Source organism: Mesorhizobium sp. WSM4828, from assembly GCF_055811175.1.
The window spans coordinates 102,087-118,339 of record NZ_JBVVQK010000017.1 but is presented as its reverse complement, the minus strand read 5'-3'; the positions used below and the strand labels follow the sequence as shown (position 1 = coordinate 118,339).

17 protein-coding genes and 1 pseudogene are annotated in these 16,253 nt (G+C 62.3%); 8 read left to right on the top strand and 10 right to left on the bottom strand.

The annotated features are described in order from the left end of the window. Positions 1-19: 19 nt before the first annotated feature. Positions 20-760 (bottom strand): ATP-binding cassette domain-containing protein, encoded by a 741-nt coding sequence (locus AC0L2X_RS19915; protein ID WP_023675804.1) that lies wholly within the window; start codon positions 758-760, stop codon positions 20-22. A 427-nt stretch (positions 761-1,187) separates the two neighbouring features. Here AC0L2X_RS19915 and AC0L2X_RS19910 point away from each other — a divergent pair, with 427 nt between their 5' ends. Continuing rightward, a complete protein-coding gene (locus AC0L2X_RS19910; protein ID WP_473559871.1) occupies positions 1,188-2,177 on the top strand; it encodes a sugar-binding protein in 990 nt (329 codons plus the stop codon). A gap of 149 nt (positions 2,178-2,326) precedes the next feature. Next, the gene (locus AC0L2X_RS19905; RefSeq protein WP_473559869.1) at positions 2,327-3,106 is read left to right on the top strand and encodes a FadR/GntR family transcriptional regulator; all 780 of its coding nucleotides are present in this window, start codon (positions 2,327-2,329) and stop codon (positions 3,104-3,106) included. Positions 3,107-4,132: 1,026 nt separating this feature from the next. Here the strand turns inward: AC0L2X_RS19905 and AC0L2X_RS19900 are convergent. After that, positions 4,133-5,071: an NAD(P)-dependent oxidoreductase gene (locus AC0L2X_RS19900; RefSeq protein WP_473559867.1), complete on the bottom strand. Its 939-nt coding sequence runs from the start codon at positions 5,069-5,071 to the stop codon at positions 4,133-4,135. Between the two features lie 146 nt (positions 5,072-5,217). Here AC0L2X_RS19900 and AC0L2X_RS19895 point away from each other — a divergent pair, with 146 nt between their 5' ends. Then, complete coding sequence (locus tag AC0L2X_RS19895; RefSeq protein WP_473559866.1) at positions 5,218-6,114, top strand: NAD-dependent epimerase/dehydratase family protein; 897 nt, start codon at positions 5,218-5,220, stop codon at positions 6,112-6,114. A 101-nt stretch (positions 6,115-6,215) separates the two neighbouring features. On the opposite strand, the gene AC0L2X_RS19890 is transcribed toward AC0L2X_RS19895, so the two are convergent. Beyond that, a complete protein-coding gene (locus AC0L2X_RS19890; protein ID WP_352815684.1) occupies positions 6,216-6,620 on the bottom strand; it encodes a VOC family protein in 405 nt (134 codons plus the stop codon). 108 nt (positions 6,621-6,728) lie between these two features. On the opposite strand from AC0L2X_RS19890, the gene AC0L2X_RS19885 reads away from it, so the two are divergent. Beyond that, the gene (locus AC0L2X_RS19885) at positions 6,729-7,211 is read left to right on the top strand and encodes a MarR family winged helix-turn-helix transcriptional regulator (protein WP_473559865.1); all 483 of its coding nucleotides are present in this window, start codon (positions 6,729-6,731) and stop codon (positions 7,209-7,211) included. 161 nt (positions 7,212-7,372) lie between these two features. Here the strand turns inward: AC0L2X_RS19885 and AC0L2X_RS19880 are convergent, their stop codons facing one another. Next, positions 7,373-7,861: a nucleoside deaminase gene (locus AC0L2X_RS19880; protein WP_473559863.1), complete on the bottom strand. Its 489-nt coding sequence runs from the start codon at positions 7,859-7,861 to the stop codon at positions 7,373-7,375. A 237-nt stretch (positions 7,862-8,098) separates the two neighbouring features. On the opposite strand from AC0L2X_RS19880, the pseudogene AC0L2X_RS19875 reads away from it, so the two are divergent. Together AC0L2X_RS19875 and AC0L2X_RS19870 are read left to right on the top strand one after the other, a co-directional pair. Continuing rightward, positions 8,099-8,233: pseudogene (locus tag AC0L2X_RS19875) on the top strand (IS1 family transposase); the annotation flags it as partial. Between the two features lie 26 nt (positions 8,234-8,259). Further along, positions 8,260-8,556 carry a hypothetical protein gene (locus AC0L2X_RS19870; protein WP_473559862.1) on the top strand — a complete coding sequence of 99 codons (297 nt, stop codon included), beginning with the start codon at positions 8,260-8,262 and terminating at the stop codon, positions 8,554-8,556. A 17-nt stretch (positions 8,557-8,573) separates the two neighbouring features. Here AC0L2X_RS19870 and AC0L2X_RS19865 read toward each other — a convergent pair whose 3' ends face one another. Next, a complete protein-coding gene (locus AC0L2X_RS19865) occupies positions 8,574-9,431 on the bottom strand; it encodes an EamA family transporter (protein ID WP_473559861.1) in 858 nt (285 codons plus the stop codon). Then, complete coding sequence (locus tag AC0L2X_RS19860; protein WP_473559859.1) at positions 9,428-10,042, bottom strand: nitroreductase family protein; 615 nt, start codon at positions 10,040-10,042, stop codon at positions 9,428-9,430. The genes AC0L2X_RS19865 and AC0L2X_RS19860 overlap by 4 nt, the downstream gene beginning before the upstream one ends. Positions 10,043-10,152: 110 nt before the next feature. Between AC0L2X_RS19860 and AC0L2X_RS19855 the strand changes: the two genes are divergently transcribed. Together AC0L2X_RS19855 and AC0L2X_RS19850 are read left to right on the top strand one after the other, a co-directional pair. Beyond that, positions 10,153-11,085, top strand: coding sequence for a LysR family transcriptional regulator (locus AC0L2X_RS19855; protein ID WP_473559857.1), 933 nt, complete (start codon positions 10,153-10,155; stop codon positions 11,083-11,085). 112 nt (positions 11,086-11,197) lie between these two features. Next, positions 11,198-11,971 carry a FadR/GntR family transcriptional regulator gene (locus AC0L2X_RS19850; RefSeq protein WP_473559855.1) on the top strand — a complete coding sequence of 258 codons (774 nt, stop codon included), beginning with the start codon at positions 11,198-11,200 and terminating at the stop codon, positions 11,969-11,971. Between the two features lie 21 nt (positions 11,972-11,992). Here AC0L2X_RS19850 and AC0L2X_RS19845 read toward each other — a convergent pair whose 3' ends face one another. The 4 genes from AC0L2X_RS19845 to AC0L2X_RS19830 all read right to left on the bottom strand — a co-directional run bounded on the left by AC0L2X_RS19845 (position 11,993) and on the right by AC0L2X_RS19830 (position 16,209). Continuing rightward, on the bottom strand, positions 11,993-13,099 hold the full coding sequence (locus AC0L2X_RS19845) for a Gfo/Idh/MocA family protein (RefSeq protein ID WP_473559853.1): 1,107 nt from the start codon (positions 13,097-13,099) through the stop codon (positions 11,993-11,995). Positions 13,100-13,131: 32 nt separating this feature from the next. Continuing rightward, entirely contained in the window at positions 13,132-13,962 is an 831-nt protein-coding gene (locus tag AC0L2X_RS19840) for an ATP-binding cassette domain-containing protein (protein ID WP_352491124.1), read from the bottom strand. A gap of 14 nt (positions 13,963-13,976) precedes the next feature. Further along, a complete protein-coding gene (locus AC0L2X_RS19835) occupies positions 13,977-15,092 on the bottom strand; it encodes an ABC transporter permease (RefSeq protein ID WP_352491125.1) in 1,116 nt (371 codons plus the stop codon). A 148-nt stretch (positions 15,093-15,240) separates the two neighbouring features. Continuing rightward, positions 15,241-16,209 (bottom strand): rhizopine catabolism ABC transporter substrate-binding protein, encoded by a 969-nt coding sequence (locus AC0L2X_RS19830; RefSeq protein ID WP_352709816.1) that lies wholly within the window; start codon positions 16,207-16,209, stop codon positions 15,241-15,243. Between the last annotated feature and the right edge of the window lie 44 nt (positions 16,210-16,253).

Below are 16,253 nucleotides of genomic sequence, written 5' to 3'. Positions count from 1 at the left end.
ACTCTGGTTGAGGCGTCAATCATACCTGTTCGATGGCGCCGGTGATGAGTCCGGTGACTTCTTCCGGCGAACTCGATGCGATCGTCTTGTCGGCAACCTTGCGGCCGCGCCGCATGACGATGACGCGGTCGGCGACGTCAAAGACGTCGGGCATGCGGTGGCTGATCAGCACGACGGCGATGCCCTGGTCGCGCAAATGGCGGATCAGGTTCAATACCTCGGCGACCTGGCGCACGGAGATCGCCGCGGTCGGCTCGTCCATCAGCACGATCTTGGCCTGCGAAAGCATGGTGCGGGCGATCGCCACCGCTTGCCGCTGGCCGCCCGACATTTGTTTGACCAGGTCGCGCGGGCGCGTTTCGGATTTCAGCTCGGCGAAGATCTGGCCGGCACGCTTGTACATCGCGGCATAGTCGAGGATGCGAAGCGGCCCGAGGCCGCGGCGCAATTCACGGCCGAGATAAACGTTGGCGGCGGCCGTCAGATTGTTGCACAGCGCCAGGTCCTGATGGACGATTTCGATGCCGTGCTGGCGCGCCTCGACCGGCTTGTGCAGGATCAACTCCTTGCCGTCCATCTGCATCGTGCCATGGCTCGGTGGGAAATTGCCGGCGATCATCTTGACCAGCGTCGACTTGCCGGCGCCGTTGTCGCCCATCAGGCCGACAACCTGTCCGGCCTCGATCGACAACGAAACGTCGTTGACCGCCTGGATGGCGCCAAAATGCTTCGAGATGTTGGTGAGTTCGAGAACCGCCACCAGCCTTCTTGCCTCCCCGTGCTTTGCGGCCTGCGGTTCTGCCGCGGCCTTTCGCTCTCCCCAGTTCCTCCCGGAGGCAGCGATTTTGCCCATTTACGCATAAGCCACCTTGGCGTCAACCACGGCCTCTTTCGAAAAATCAGTTTTGTAGGACAAATAGCATTGACGTCGGTGACAAGGCGATATTAGCTAAGTGTCGGAGGAGCTTGCGCCGGTCTCCCGGGTTGCCGGAAGGAATCGGTGAGGGTTTGTCGGTCAGGGATTTGGTAGCCAGCGATATCTGTCGGCGCCGGTCTGAGACTGAAGATGAAAATGCTTATCGACCTGGCTTGGCGACACGAGTGCGACGTCCTCTGTCATCTTGCTCCGGGTCGATCTGTGTGTGGCGGGCACGTGGTGTCCGTTTGTTTCAAAAGGGAGGACTGACATGAGGAAATCACTATTGCTCGCTGCCGCCGCCGTCATGGCGTTGGGTGCCGGGCCGGCCATGGCCAAGAAACAGCTCGTCATCGTCGTGAAGGGTCTCGACAATCCATTCTTCGAGGCCATCCACCAGGGTTGCGAGAAATGGAACAAGGAAAACGCCAGCTCGGAGTATGAGTGCTTCTACACCGGACCGGCATCGACCTCGGATGAGGCCGGTGAAGCCCAGATCGTCCAGGACATGCTGAGCAAGCCCGATACGGTGGCGATGGCGATTTCCCCGTCCAACGCGCCGCTGATTGCGCAGACTATCAAAAGCGCCAATCCGTCGATCCCGATCATGACCCTCGACGCCGACCTCAGCAAGGAAGATGCGGCGCTGCGCAAGACCTATCTCGGCACCGACAACTACCTGATGGGTCACAAGATCGGCGAATACATCAAGAAGGCTAAGCCGAATGGCGGCAAGATCTGCACCATCGAAGGCAATCCGGCGGCCGACAACATCCTGCGCCGCGCGCAAGGTATGCGTGACGCGCTTTCGGGCAAGGAAGGCCTCGCGGCGCTGGCAGGGGAAGGCGGCTGGACGGAAGTTGCCGGCTGCCCGGTGTTCACCAATGACGACGGCGCCAAGGGCGTGCAGGCGATGACCGACATCCTCGCCGCCAATCCCGATCTCGACGCCTTCGGCATCATGGGCGGCTGGCCGCTGTTCGGCGCTCCGCAGCCCTATCGCGACCTGTTCAAGCCGATGGCCGACAAGATCGCCAGCAACGCCTTTGTCATCGGCGCCGCCGACACGATCGGCGACGAGGTGGCGATTGCCCGTGACGGGCTGGTGACCGCACTGGTTGGCCAGCGGCCGTTCGAGATGGGCTACAAGGCGCCCTCGGTGATGATCGACCTGGTCGACGGCAAGCCGGTCGCCGATCCGGTGTTCACCGGCCTCGACGAATGCACCAAGGACACCGTCGACACCTGCATCCAGAAGTAGGTTCGCAGTTTTGGGGCGCCCGTTCGGCGGGCGCCCCGTTACGCATCGTCCATACAAAACGCACGAGGCGACGCTGCTTTGGAGCGTAGGCCGCTGCTTTGTCGTGTCCTGAGTTCAGGCTTTCGACAAGCAGCTGCCGGGGAATACGAATGCCGGACGCGACATCAAAAAAGCGACCCGCCAAGTTGAAGGCAGAGGCTGAGCGGCCGGCCGTCGTTCGGCGTGCCGACGCCGCACACTTTCCCGGCTCGAGCGTGCACGCGTCGCTCGCCAACGAAATCGGGCTGAGGATCGTGCGCGGCGATTATCCGCCGGGAACCATCCTGCCCAACGAAGCCAAATGGTCGGAGACCTTCGACGTCAGCCGCTCGGCGGTACGCGAAGCCATCAAAATGCTGATGGCGAAAAGCCTGCTTGCGTCGCGCCCGAAGATCGGCAGCTGGGTCGAGCCGAAGGAGCGCTGGAACCTGCTCGATCGCGATGTGCTGGCCTGGTATGCGACCTCGCCGGACCGCGAGGTGTTTCTCAGGACGGTGCAGGAATTCCGCCACATCATCGAGCCGGAGGCCAGCGCCTTTGCCGCCATGCGGCGCACCGACGAGCAGATGGCCGAGATCAGCCAGGCCTGCCGCGAGATGGGTGAGGCGACCAACCTGCAGGAGCGCACGCGCGCCGACACGCGGTTTCACCTCGCCATCCTGCGCGCCTCGGGCAACGACCTGCTGGTGCCGCTCGGCGTGCTGATCGAATCGGCGCTCGACCACCTCTTTGTCTTCGTCACGCGCGAAACCAGCGACCAGCAGCATGCGCAGAGGCTGCATGAGGCGATCGAGAAGAACATCCGCCTGCAGCGGCCCGCCGCAGCCCGCGCCGCGGTGCACAGGCTTCTCGCCAACACCGACGATGTTATCGGCCGGTCGCGGCGGTGATCTATGCTCCAGGGCTAGCGTTGCTCAGAACGATTGCAAAACTCGCATTCCTTCGCGCCCCCCTCTGTCCTGCCGGACATCTCCCCCACGTGGGGGAAGATTGGATGCCACTTCGGGCTTTCGCCAATCACCAACGCTAGGGCCAGGCAATGAGGGGCGGCGGCCCGGATGGGACGGGAATTCGGATTTTTTTGCCGTCGCGGTGTATTTTTGTTCTTGCTTTGTGCCGGCAGCTATGCTACTAATTTGCCTATGGTGCTAATTGGCTCCAACGACCCGCCTCCCGAGGCGGGTTTTTTGTTTCTGGCGTCTTCCGATGGGAAGTTGTGCGTGCTGCGGTGCACAGACTTCTCGCGAATACAGATGACGTTATCGGCCGGTCTAGGCGCTAATTCGATCGTTTCTCGGCCAATAGCGTGTAAGTCGGGTCAACCGGCAACGAAGGTCGATCATTCCTGTCGGTGGCAAATCGCAAATTTAGGAGATTAGCCGAAATCCTCCCTTCGTCATCCCTGGGCGGAGCAAGGAGCGAAGCGACGCGGCGCAGACCTGGGATCCATGCCGTTACCTTGCGGCAGTGCTCCAGCGGATCAGAACCAAACGCTGCCACTCCTGTCCTACGAAAAAGCTCGAAGCACTCTGGGACTGGTCGTCTCGATCAATTCGGTCTCCCATTGGTGGAGCCAGCGCTTCAGCAGCTTCTGGCTCGCGGTCATGGTGGAACGGCAACGAGCGCAATGGCGGATGCAGGCGCCGCTCTGAGCCGCTGCATTCTTCGGCGGATGTCACGGCATGGATCCCAGGGTCTGTGCGACGTCGCTTCGCTCCTGCTCCGCCCTGGGATGACGAATGTGTGGTGGCATGTGGCTAATCGCCAGCGTTGGAGATTGGCGGCTGTAGCTGGTCGGCAGCGAACGTCTACAGTTCCTTTCGGGCTCAATCGAAGAACCAAATCCTCTGTGCAAACGAACTAGCCTGCGGCAGTCGAATGTTGGTGTTTTGCGACAGACGTTAATCCCAACGTTCTCAGATCGTCTGCTTCTTGCCGTCCCTGGTCGGCATGAGGTCGACGCCGTTGACCTTGCCGATATGCGTGGCCAGCATCGGCACGTACTGGTCGGCGGGGCCGGCCGCGGAGGCGCCGGCGAACGCGTTCTTGGTGGCGTTGCCGAGCGGGTTGGCGATGCCGGCGGCACCCGCCATCGATTCGAGGTAGGTGAGATCCTTGAAGGCGTTGGCGATGGTGAATTTGTGGGCGTCGCGGTCGCCTTCCAGCGTCCAGCGCATGAAGGTCTGGTAGAAGCCGCAATCCATGCGGCCGTTGCGGATGACGCTATCGAAGCGCGGCGGCGAGATGCCGACCTTCTGCGCCAGTGCCAGCGCCTCGGAATAGATCGCGGCGTAGCCGAGCGAAATGAAATTGTTGAGCAGCTTCATGCGGTGGCCGTCGCCGGTGTCGCCGATATGGACGATGCGCCCGGCCCAGGTTTCGAGCACCGGCTTCAGCCGGGCAAAGACTGCGTCTGGCGCCCCGACCATGGCGTCGAGCGTGCCTTCCCAGGCCTCCTTCGGGGTGCGGCTGAGCGGGGCATCGACATAGTCGACGCCGAGCCCCTTGAGTTCGGCGGCCAGCGCCACCGTCGAGACAGGATCCGAGGTCGAGCAGTCGACGACAACCGATCCCTGCTTCAGGCCTTCCTTGAGGCCGCCTGGGCCGCGGATGATGGCTTCCACCTCGCGTGAGCCGGTGACGCAGATGAAGACGATATCGGATGCCGCCGCGACATCGCGCGAGGTCGCCGCCTCTTTGGCGCCGCGGCCGAGCAGGTCTTCCGCCGGCGTGCGGTTCTTGCGGCCGAGAAACGTCAGCGGATAGCCCTTGTCGACGATGTTCTTTGCTATCCCGTGCCCCATCAGGCCAAGCCCGATAAAGCCGATCTTTTCGCTCGCGGCGGTCGTGTTCATGTCGTTTCGTCCTATTTTGCAATGATGGATGACGGCGCTGCACCTTGCCGGCGAATTGTTGAAGCGGGTTTTTGCCGCATGCCATGGCAGGCGATTGCAGAGTTCGATATTGTCTGACAATACACATGAATCTTAGGGAGAGCAAAATGACGAAGCGGATCATGTTCACCGGCGGCAGCGGCAAGGCCGGGCGCCACGTCGTGCAGTATCTGGTCGAGCAGGGCTGCCAGGTGCTCAACATCGACACCAAGCCGCTCGACAATCCCAAGGTGCGCACCTTGATCACCGACATCACCGATAGCGGGCAGGTGTTCAATGCGCTGTCGAGCTATATGGGCCTGCATGAATTCGACCCGTCGCTGCGTTCACAGCCGGTCGATGCAGTGGTGCATTTCGCGGCCATCCCGCGCATCATGATCACGCCCGACAACGAGGTGTTCCGCATCAACGCGCTCGGCACCTACAACGTCATCGAAGCCGCGGTGAAGCTCGGCATCCGCAAGGTGGTGATCGCCTCCAGCGAGACGACCTATGGCCTGGTCTTCGCCAACGAGCCGCGCAACCCGACGCATTTCCCGCTCGACGAGGAGTACGACGTCGATCCGATGGACAGCTACGCGCTGTCCAAGGTCGTCAACGAGAAGACCGCGCGGGCGTTTGCACAACGCGATGGCACCGACATCTATGCCTTGCGCATCGGCAACGTCATCGAGCCGCATGAATATTCGCTGTTTCCGAAATGGTTCGCCGATCCGGGTTTCCGCAAGCGCATCGCCTGGAGCTATATCGACGCGCGCGACCTCGGTCAGATCACGCTGCGCGCCATCGAGAAGGACGGGCTCGGCTACCAGGTGTTCAATGCCGCCAATGACGACACCTCGTCCGACCTGCCGACAGCCGAACTGCTGAAGCGGTTTTACCCCAATGTGCCGGTCAAGGCCGAACTGGACGAATACGAGACGCTGCTCTCCAACCGCAAGGCACGCGACATGCTCGGCTTCCGGCCGGAACACAGCTGGCGGAAATACGTCAAGACGAGCTGACGGAGGCAGCTGACGCGGAGCTGGCGCTGGGCCAGCCCCGAATTGCTCGTCACGAGGCTAGGCTCAGGAACCGCTACGACCGATGCACCCACACCCTGCGTTCAGGCGTTTGCCGTCTGGTTCATCCACACGATTTCCCAGACGTAGCCGTCTGGGTCTTCGATGTGGCGGTTGTACATGAAGCCAAGATCCTGCGCCGGGTTGGGATCGGCGCGACCGCCCGCCGCAACCGCGCTGGTCAGCGTTGCATCGACGGCGTCGCGGTTATCGACAGTGAGGACGATCATTGCCTGGCTGTCGCGCCGTGCGTCGCCGATTGGGCGTGTAGTGAATTCGCGGTAGTGGTCATGGGTCAGCAGCATCACCCCGATCGTGTCCGAAAACATGAGCGAAGTGGATTTTTCGCCCGAAAATTGCGGGTTCACAGTGCCGCCTAGCGCCACGTAGAACGCCGTCGACGCCGACAGGTCACGGACAGGCAGGTTCACGAAAATCATTTTGGGCATCGATTTCGCCTTCTCCAGGGATGCGCGCTGCGCTATTGTCTTGCTGCAATGTTAGTAGATGCAATGTATCTTGATTGCAAGATACTTTTTGCCAAGGGAATATTTGCCATGGATCGCGCCGAGGCCGCAGCTAAGCAATGGGCCCGCGAGCGCCCCGATCTTCCGTCGTTGCCTGTTGAAACGGTAGGTCGCCTGCTCGACGCCGCCGCACGGGTTATCCGCGATCACATGAACCCGTTGCTCAAAGAAGCGGGCCTGAACGTAGGTGAGTTCGATGTGCTCACGCCGCTCAGGCGCGCCGGTGAACCCTATATGCTCTCACCTACTCAGCTCTACGAATCGGCAATGATCTCCTCGGGCGGCATGACGAGCCGCCTGGACCGGCTGGAGCGCGCCGGGCTGGTTGAACGACGCCCCGATCCCAACGACCGGCGCGGCAAGCAAATTGCGCTGACGACTGGCGGCAAGCGCGCGATAGACGATTTGATCGGTCCAATGGCGGCGCTGGAAGAACAATTAATCTCCGTGCTGACGCCGGCGGAGCAGCAAACGTTTAATGCTCTACTTAAGAAATTGCTGACAGGCCTTTAAATTGGAACGGTTTCATCGTTTCACGGAAACGCCGAACCGATCTATCTTTTTGTTTTGACGCAATTCCGGGCGGAAAACCGTTTCACACTTTTGCCGGAATTGCTTGAGGTCGTGGTCCACGTCAGCAGTCACCTCTGCCTCTGAATCAACGAGTCCTGACCCTACTTGTCTTTCCAGAATTCGGCCTGGAGTTGCGCCGCTTCATCGGCAAGCAGCGGGCCGACGACTTCAGTCGGACGCTGCCCGGCTTCGAAGACGATCCTGCAGGGCAGGTCGAGTGTGGGGTTCTCGACATGTGCACCCGTCACCCGCTTGAGGTCGTGTTCGCTCTGGCCAAAGACGACCCGTCCGATGCCCGCCCAATAGATTGTCCCGGAGCACATCGCGCAAGGTTCGGCCGAAGTGTAGAGGGTGCAGGAGGCGAGCTTTTCGAGACTGACATTCATTCCCGCCCACGCGGCCAGCAGCCTTTCGGCATGAGCGGTGCGGTCGCCCCCGCCGGCCTTGTAAGCGTTGGGCTGCTCGCGCAACACATTGCCGTCCTTGTCAGCGAGGAGCGAACCAAAGGGATGTTCGCCAGCATCGCGGGCCTTGCGCGCGACTTCGAACGCCTGACGGAGCAGGCGCTCATCATAAGGACGTTGTGGCATCGGCAGATCCTCCGCCGGTTGACCATAGTGCCGAACGATCCGCCGATACAAGTTGGCGGGCCAGGGAAAGTGACCCTATCGCTTGACTAAAGCTCCGCTCTGCCAGAGTGAAGGGATGAACAACCTCGCACCGCGACCGTTCCAAAATCCTTCACCTGCTGGTCGAGGGCCAATCTATCCGCACCATTACCCGGGAGGCTCACGCCAACGCGGTTGCTCTCCACTTCATGTTTATTCATGTATTACAATTTTGTGCGCATTCATGCTTCGCTTCGCATGAACCCGGCGATGGCCGCTGGCGTAACCGGCGAGCTCTGGGAGATTTGCGATATCGTTGCGTTAGTCGAAGCCAAGAGGCAGAAAAGCCGATGAACCGTTACAAGAAGCGCCCCCGCTAAATGAACCTACTTGTTCCATTGGTGTCTGTGATCGGTCCGATTTATTTCGCCGCTCGGGGCTTCCCCCTCGAATTTGTTTTGATCTGGGCCGCTGTCTGGACGGGGCTTCGCGCCATCGCTACCTGGAGACCGGTTTTCGCAGGTCTTAAAGAGAGCGATGGCGACCAGCCACCGTCATGGCTCGACCGGCATCCTTCCGTCGCTTTGGTCGGAGTCTTTGCAGTTACACTGGCAGCATTCGAAGCGGCGCATGTGGCAGTCTACTATTGGACGATCTGGCGGTTGATTTCCAACTGACTCACTCCCATCCAGGCTCAGGACTCGTTCCGGCTAGGGCGTTGAGCCAGCCAGATGCTGCCGATGACGAAAACGACGCCGGCGATTTGAGGCAAGGTCAGCGTCTGGTCCAGGAATACCCATCCAAGCAGCACGGCGGTCACCGGGCTGAGGAAAAGCAGCGACGACACCACTGCGGATTCCAGTCGCGCAATGCCCCGGAACCAGAGGACATAGGTCAGCGCCGCACCGATCAGCCCGAGCCACGCCAGTCCAAGCAGGTTGGCGCCGGTCGGGATTGGGACGGACGGTTCGAAAAGCAGCGCCACCGGAACGAGAAGGAGACCACCGGCAGTCAATTGCCATGCCGTAAAGGCCAGCAGCGATGCTGGCGGTTGCCACTTGCGGGCCAACACGCTGCCGAAGGCCATTGAGGCCGCCCCGGCGAGGCCGGCGGCAACGCCGATTAAATCGAGCGTCGCGTTCGGGGTCAGCACCAGCAACGCAACACCTGCGATCCCGACAAGGGCGGCGACAATCGCCAACCGACGGACAGGGCTGCCAAGCAGGACAGCGGCGAGGAAAATCACCATCAACGGCTGGACCGACAGCACCGTGGCGGCGACCCCGCCCGGAAGCCGGTAGGCGGCGACAAACAACAGGCTCAGGAAGATCGAGATGTTGAGGGCTCCGAGGACGAAACTGCGCAGCCACCAGATGCCCGTCGGCAGTTGCCGAACGATCGCCAGCAGCAGCAATCCGGCGGGCAGGGCTCGCAGCATCGCAACCGTCATCGGCGAAAAGTTCGGCAGGAACTGCGTGGTGACGATATAGGTGCTGCCCCATATTGCGGGTGCAATGGCTGTAAGCAACAGATCGGAACGGTGCGTTTTCATAAGATTTCCAGTACTTCGGCAAGAGGGCGGCGGGGCTTTTGCGGCCAGTTTCCGGACGCGGCGCGGCCGACCGCGATGAGCATCACCGGCACTTCATTCAGTCCAAGGCCAAACTCGCGGGCCACGCCTTCGGCATCGAAGCCTCCCATCGGACCAGCGACGAGCCCCAGCGCTTCGGCTGCGAAAATCAGCGTTGCAGCGCCAAGCGTCGCCGAGCGCACGGCTTCGTCGCGGGCCGCCCGAGGATCGGCATATTGGGCGCGGGCGCCTTCCTGCCAGCCCGAAGCCATATCCGCCGGCATGAAGCCGGCTTCGACGAAAGGAAGCAGCCTTGCATTGAGGGCAGCGTGGTCGGGCAGTACGCCGCAGACGATGAAGGTGACCGCTGCTTCCTGCACCTTGGCCTGGCCATGGGCCGCGCTACGCAACCGCGCCTTTGCTTCCGGCGTCCGCACCGCGATGAACCGCCAATTCTGAAGGTTGTAGGCGGTTGGCGCGCGCGTTGCGAGGCGTGCCAGTTCCTCGACCTCGGCATCCGTCAATGCATGCGAGGCATCGAACCGATTGGCCGACATGCGTCGCTCGATAAGGGAGATCGTGGGGTTGGTCATCATGTCATTCCGAAATTGAGTAAGCCATTCGGGAAGCAGATAGAGAATTTACCAACGAGCGATAATATGCGACAATTGAAAGACATTGTTTACTGAAAGAGAATGGTGCGATGGATCGCCTGACGGCGTTGCAGGTTTTCCGCCACGTGGCTGAACTGAACAGCTTTGCCGAAGCCGGGCGGCGGCTCGGTCTTTCTCCTCCTGCGATCAGCAAGAACATCGCCGAGCTGGAGGCGCATCTGGGGGTGCGGCTCATCAACCGGACGACGCGGCGCATGGCCTTGACCGAAGAAGGCAGGATCTATCTGGAGCATGTCACGCAGGGGCTCGATGCGCTGGCCAGGGCCGACCAGGTCCTCGGCCCGATCAAGACGGCGCCGAGCGGCACGTTGCGGGTCAGCGCACCGATGACCGTCACGCTGACGCGGCTTTCGGCTGCCATCCCCGCGTTCCTATCGCGCTATCCCGATTTGAAACTCGACCTGCATCTTGACGACAGGCGCGTCGATATCGTGCGGGAGGGATTTGACCTTGCCATTCGCGGCAGCGACAATCTCGAGGATTCCAGCCTGGTAGCGAGAAAGCTTGCGGTCATGCCGCACGTGCTTTGCGCAGCTCCGTCCTATTTCGAGAAGCATGGCCGGCCCAAAACGCCTGCCGATTTGAAGGCGGCCAATTGCATCCGGTTCAGCCTCTCGGGACATGCGGACATATGGGAGTTCCGCAAGGACGGCGGCAGCGAGCGGATCGCCATCGACGGACGATATTCGGTCTCCTCGAGCCTTGCCGTGCGCGATGCGTTGCGCGCCGGCTTCGGCGTCAGCCTGATCCCCTATCCCTATGTCGAGAGCGACCTGAAAGCAGGCCGGCTGCAATCGGCCCTGGATGACTGGGACAAGGTCGAAACCACGCTCTACGCGGTCTATCCGGCGCGGCAGCATCTCGCCCCGAAAATCCGCGTCTTCCTTGATTTCCTGATCGAGGAATTCAGCCGGGACAATCAGCCGGGACAAAGAAAAGCCGTTCGTGCCTCTCCGGCGTGAGCGCTCGGCAAAGCGCAGTGTCGGCGAGGCGACGGAGGCGGAAAATCAAACGGAGACACTGCCGTCGATTTCATCTCCTTGACACGTCTCCAAATCCGGACTTTGTGGAGCCATGCGGGACGCGAAGCCGGATAAGGGAAAGACAGCGGCCGAGGCGTTCGCCGAACGCACCAGCGGTGTTCGCCGGGCTGATGCGGCACGCATGCCGGGGTCGAGCGTGCATGCCTCGCTGGCCAACGAGATCGGGCTGAGGATCGTGCGCGGCGATTATCCGCCGGGAACCATCCTGCCCAACGAAGCCAAATGGTCCGAGACCTTCGACGTCAGCCGCTCGGCGGTGCGCGAAGCCATCAAAATGCTGATGGCGAAGAGTTTGCTGTCGTCACGTCCCAAAATCGGCAGCTGGGTCGAGCCTAAGGAGCGCTGGAACCTGCTCGATCGCGACGTGCTGGCCTGGTACGCGACCTCGCCGGACCGCGAGGTGTTCCTCAGGACCGTGCAGGAATTCCGCCATATCATCGAGCCGGAGGCCAGCGCCTTTGCCGCCATGCGGCGCACCGACGAGCAGATGGCCGAGATCAGCCAGGCCTGCCGCGAGATGGGCGAGGCGACCAACCTGCAGGAGCGCACCCGCGCCGACACGCGGTTTCACCTCGCCATCCTGCGCGCTTCCGGCAACGATCTGCTGGTGCCGCTCGGCGTGCTGATCGAATCGGCATTCGATCATCTATTTGCTTATACCACGCGGGAGCTCGACGATTTGCAGCATGCGCAGAGGCTGCATGAGGCAATCGAGAAGAGCATCCGCCTGCAGCGGCCGGACGCGGCACGCAATGCGGTGCGCAAGCTGCTGGCCAATACCGACAGCGTGATCAAGTCCAGGTAGCTGCCGTTCGGCCACAGGCACTCAGTCGAAAGGTGCGGTCGCGAGATGCTGCCGGGTCAGGCCGAGGAGCAGCGCCTGGTCGCGGGCGGCGTGTTCGGGTGGGTTGACCACGGCATCGCCATTGACGATCGCTCCCCAGAAGCCGCGCATCTCCTCGACGAAGGCTTCGGCATAGCCGGCACGCAAATCTTTCGTCGACAGCGTGTGACCGTCCGACGTCGTCACCGTCAGCCGCGTCGGATGATGGTTGAGCCAGGGCGAGGGGAATTCGAGCTCGAGGCTGGCATCGTCGAAGAACAGCGTGATCCGCTCCTTGTAGTCGGCGAGCTTCGGCACGGTGAGGTGGGTCATGGTCCACAGTGCCTGCCCGTCAAGCAGCCTGACGGCGCCCTGGCCGCCGTCGCCACCGGCGAAGATCTGCGCGCCGACGACTTCGCCGTCCGGCACGCCGAGCGCGTCGAGCAGGCCATGGACGGCATTGACGTCGTGAATCAAGGCCGAGCTGTAAGCGCCGGTAAATCCACGGAAAGCGAGGTCGGTCAGATGCACGCCGACGGCCTCTTCGACCTGGCGCTTCTGCTTGGCGGCGACGGCGGCGATCAAGTCGTTGGGGATATCGGTACCGCGCCTGTAGGGCTGATGGGCAATGAACGGCCAGGCGTCGGGATCGTTCACTTCCACCGAGACCGAGCGCAGCGTGCCTGATGTCCCTGGCAGCGAAGCGAGCGCCAGCCGGTAGCTAGGGTCGAAGCGCTTCATGTAGCCGACCTGCACGATTTTCCTGGCGGCGTCGCGCGCGGCGATGATCTCGGCGATTTCCGCCAGCGAATAGCAGAGCGGCTTCTCGCAAAAGACATGCAGGCCAAGCGCCAGCGCCGTCAGCACCTGTTCGTGGTGCAGCGGGTCCGGCGAGCCGATCACCACCGCGTCGAGGCGCTGGTCGAAGAGCTGGTCGATCGTTTCGAAATTGGCAATGCCATGGGTGTCGGTGACGAACTGCCGCGAAATCCTCGAGGGATCGGCGACGCCGACCAGCTCGAACAATTCGCCGAGGCGCAGCAGATTGGGGATATGCTCGACCTGCGAGATCATGCCGGCGCCGACGACCCCGACGCGTAACCTGCTCATGCCATCATTCCCCGCAATGTCCGATTGTCGGCTCAAGGCGCCGCAGGCGGCCGGTTGCCGATCTGGGCGAGCAGGCCGGCAATCTCGGCCTCGACCGCCTTCAGATCCTCACCGCCCGACATGATCGAGATGACCTCGTCGCGCGAAATCTCCGACTTGGCGTAGGTGCCGCGATTGCGGCCGCGGTTGAGCAGTGTGAAGGTGTCGCCGACCGGATAGGCATGGTGGATGTTGTGGCTGATGAAGATCACGGCCAGACCCCGCATGCGTGCTTCGATGATGAACTTCAGCACCATCGCCGCCTGGTGGACGCCGAGTGCGGAGGTCGGCTCGTCGAGGATCAGCACGCGCGCGCCAAAATGCACGGCGCGGGCGATTGCCACCGACTGGCGCTCGCCGCCCGACAGCGTGCCGACGGCCTGCGTCGGATCGCGTACGTCGATGCCGATATCGGCCATCGCCTGCCTGGCGATGGTGTTGGCGCGCTCCTTGTCGATGCGCGAGAAGGGAAGGCTGCTTTTGGTCGGCTCGCGGCCGAGGAAGAAGTTGCGGGTAATCGACATCAGCGAGATCATGCCGAGATCCTGGAACACGGTTGCCACGCCGAGCTCCTGCGCGTCGCGCGGGCTGCGGAAGGTGACCGGCTTGCCGTCGACCAGGATTTCGCCCTTGCTCGGCCGGTAGACGCCCGACAGAACCTTGATCAGCGTCGACTTGCCGGCGCCGTTGTCGCCGAGCAGGCAGTGGACCTCGCCCGGATAGACCTTGATGTCGATGTCCTGGAGCGCGCGCACCGAGCCGAAATTGACGCTGACGCCGCGCAGTTCCATTGCCGGTTCGGTCGTTCGGGCCGGTTCGCTCATTTGGGCTGGCGCAGTCATTTGCCACCTCCGCGTCCCAGCGCCTTCAGCCTGATGTAGTTGTTGACCAGCACGGCCATCAGGATGACGATGCCGAGGAAGACCTTGAACCAGTCGGTGTCGATGCCGGTGTAGAAGATGCCCATCTGCACCAGCCCGAAGATCAGCGCGCCGAACAGCACGCCATAGACGGTGCCGTAGCCGCCGGTGAGCAGCACACCGCCGATGACGGCGGCGATGATCGCCTCGAATTCCTTGAGCAGGCCGCGCGTGGTGTCGGCGGAGCCCGCCTCCATCACCTGGATGGTGGCAAGCAGCGTCGCCGCGCAGGCAGTGTAGATGAACAGGCTGATCTTGACGCGATCGACCGGCACGCCGACGTTGCGGGCTGCGATCAGGTCGCCGCCGGTAGCGAAGATCCAGTTGCCGTATTTCGTCTGGGTGAGCACATAGCCGGCCAGCGCCGTCAGGCCGAGCCACCAGACGATCGACATCGGAATGCCGGCGACGAAGGGGATGCCGTCGCTGCGGGTGGCGATCCAGCCTTGCGCGCCCATCCAGTGGAACAGGCCAGTGAGCAGATGACCGTTGAAAATGCCGGCCGTTGCCGGGTCCGGTGCGCCTTCGAGGATGTAGGGGATCTGGGTGCGGCCGGTGACGGCGCGGGTGATGCCGATCGACAGTCCGCGCAGGATATAGAGCGTGGCGAGCGTGACGATGAAGGAGGGCAGGCGCGTCTTCACCACGATCAGGCCGTTGAGATAGCCGGTGAGGATGGCGACGGCGAAGGCGCAGGCGATGCCGCCCCATAGCGGCAGGCCCCAGTACTTTACCGTCAGCCCGATGACGACGCCGGCGAAGCCGACCATGGAGCCGACCGAAAGATCGAACTCGCCGGCGATGATGAGAAGTGCTGCCGCGGTGGCGACGATGCCGAGCTCCGCCGACAGCGTCAGGAAGGTCATCGATCCCTGCAGCGAATAGAGGTTTGCCGCGCCCGGCAGCAGCGCAAAGATGATGATCGTCGCAAGCAATCCGCCGGCAGCACCGGCTTCCGGGCGGCGCAGCCACTGGGTCAGCTTGCCGGTGCTGGCCAGCCGCTCGTCGGCGCCGGCGGCCCGCTTCGACGTCATGCCGAAGCGGTCGGTCGCCTTCAGCTCAGCTGGAGGTATCGCCTTGTCTTCCACGACCGCCATTAGGCTCTCCAATCGCTCAATTCGCAATCTTCGAACGGATCGGGAGAGCGCTTGGCGCGTTCTCCCGTTCCATCGGAGCGCTTGCCTAGCGGATGCCCTCTTTGGCGAGGGCCAGGATCGCCTTCGCTTTTTCCGGCGAGTCTATGAACAGCGGTCCGGTATAGGCGTTGTTCTGCGGCCAGAAGCCGTGCGTCGCCTGCTCGACCAGATAGATCACCGGCAGATAGCCCATCAGATATTGCTGGGCGTCCATGCCGAAGCCAATTTCGCCGGCCACGACCGAGTCGAGAACCTCCGGGCTGATGTCGAAAGTGTAGAGCTTGAGCTTGCCGAACAGTTCCTTGTCGCGGAACATCGGGATCAGTGGGTTGGCGGCGGTGGCGCCGAGCGCAAAGACCGCCTGCGTGTCGGGATGCGCCGACAGATAGGCTTCGGTGCGGCGCTGGATGTCGGCCGGATCCGGCGCCACGGCCAGAACCTCGGTGCCGCCGCCGGAGGGCTTCAGCCCGTCATTGAGGCCTTGGCAGCGCTGGTCGAGGCTGACATTGCCGACCTCGTGGTTGATGCAGACGACCTTGAGCGTGCCTTCCTTGGCCAGCCGCTCGCCGGCCTTCTTGCCGGAATCATATTCGGACACGGTGCCGACATAGAGCGTCGTGCCGAGCTCGGCGCCTTCCTTTTCGCCGGAATCCAGAACCACCATGGGAATGTTGGCGGCAAGCCCGGATTTGACCGATTTGCCGAGCGCATTGGCGTCGGCGATGGAGACGGCGATGCCGTCCGGCTTGGTGGCGATGGCGGCGTCCAGAAGCCGGGCCTGCTCGACCACGTCGAAGACCTGCGGCGCGTAATATTCGACCTTGGCGCCTGTGAGGGCGGCCGCGTCATCGACGCCGCGCTTGACCACCGACCAATAGGGATCGGACGCCGACCCATGCACCACGAAGGTGATGCGGACGTCCTTCGGATCCTTGAGGCCCGCGGCATGCGCGATACCTGTCATCAGGCCCGCCGAAACGAAGGCGCCCAATGCCACTTTCAGAAGAGTTTTCATCTTATTCTCCCATTTGTCGTTGCAGTTCCAATCCCTTGTCCAAT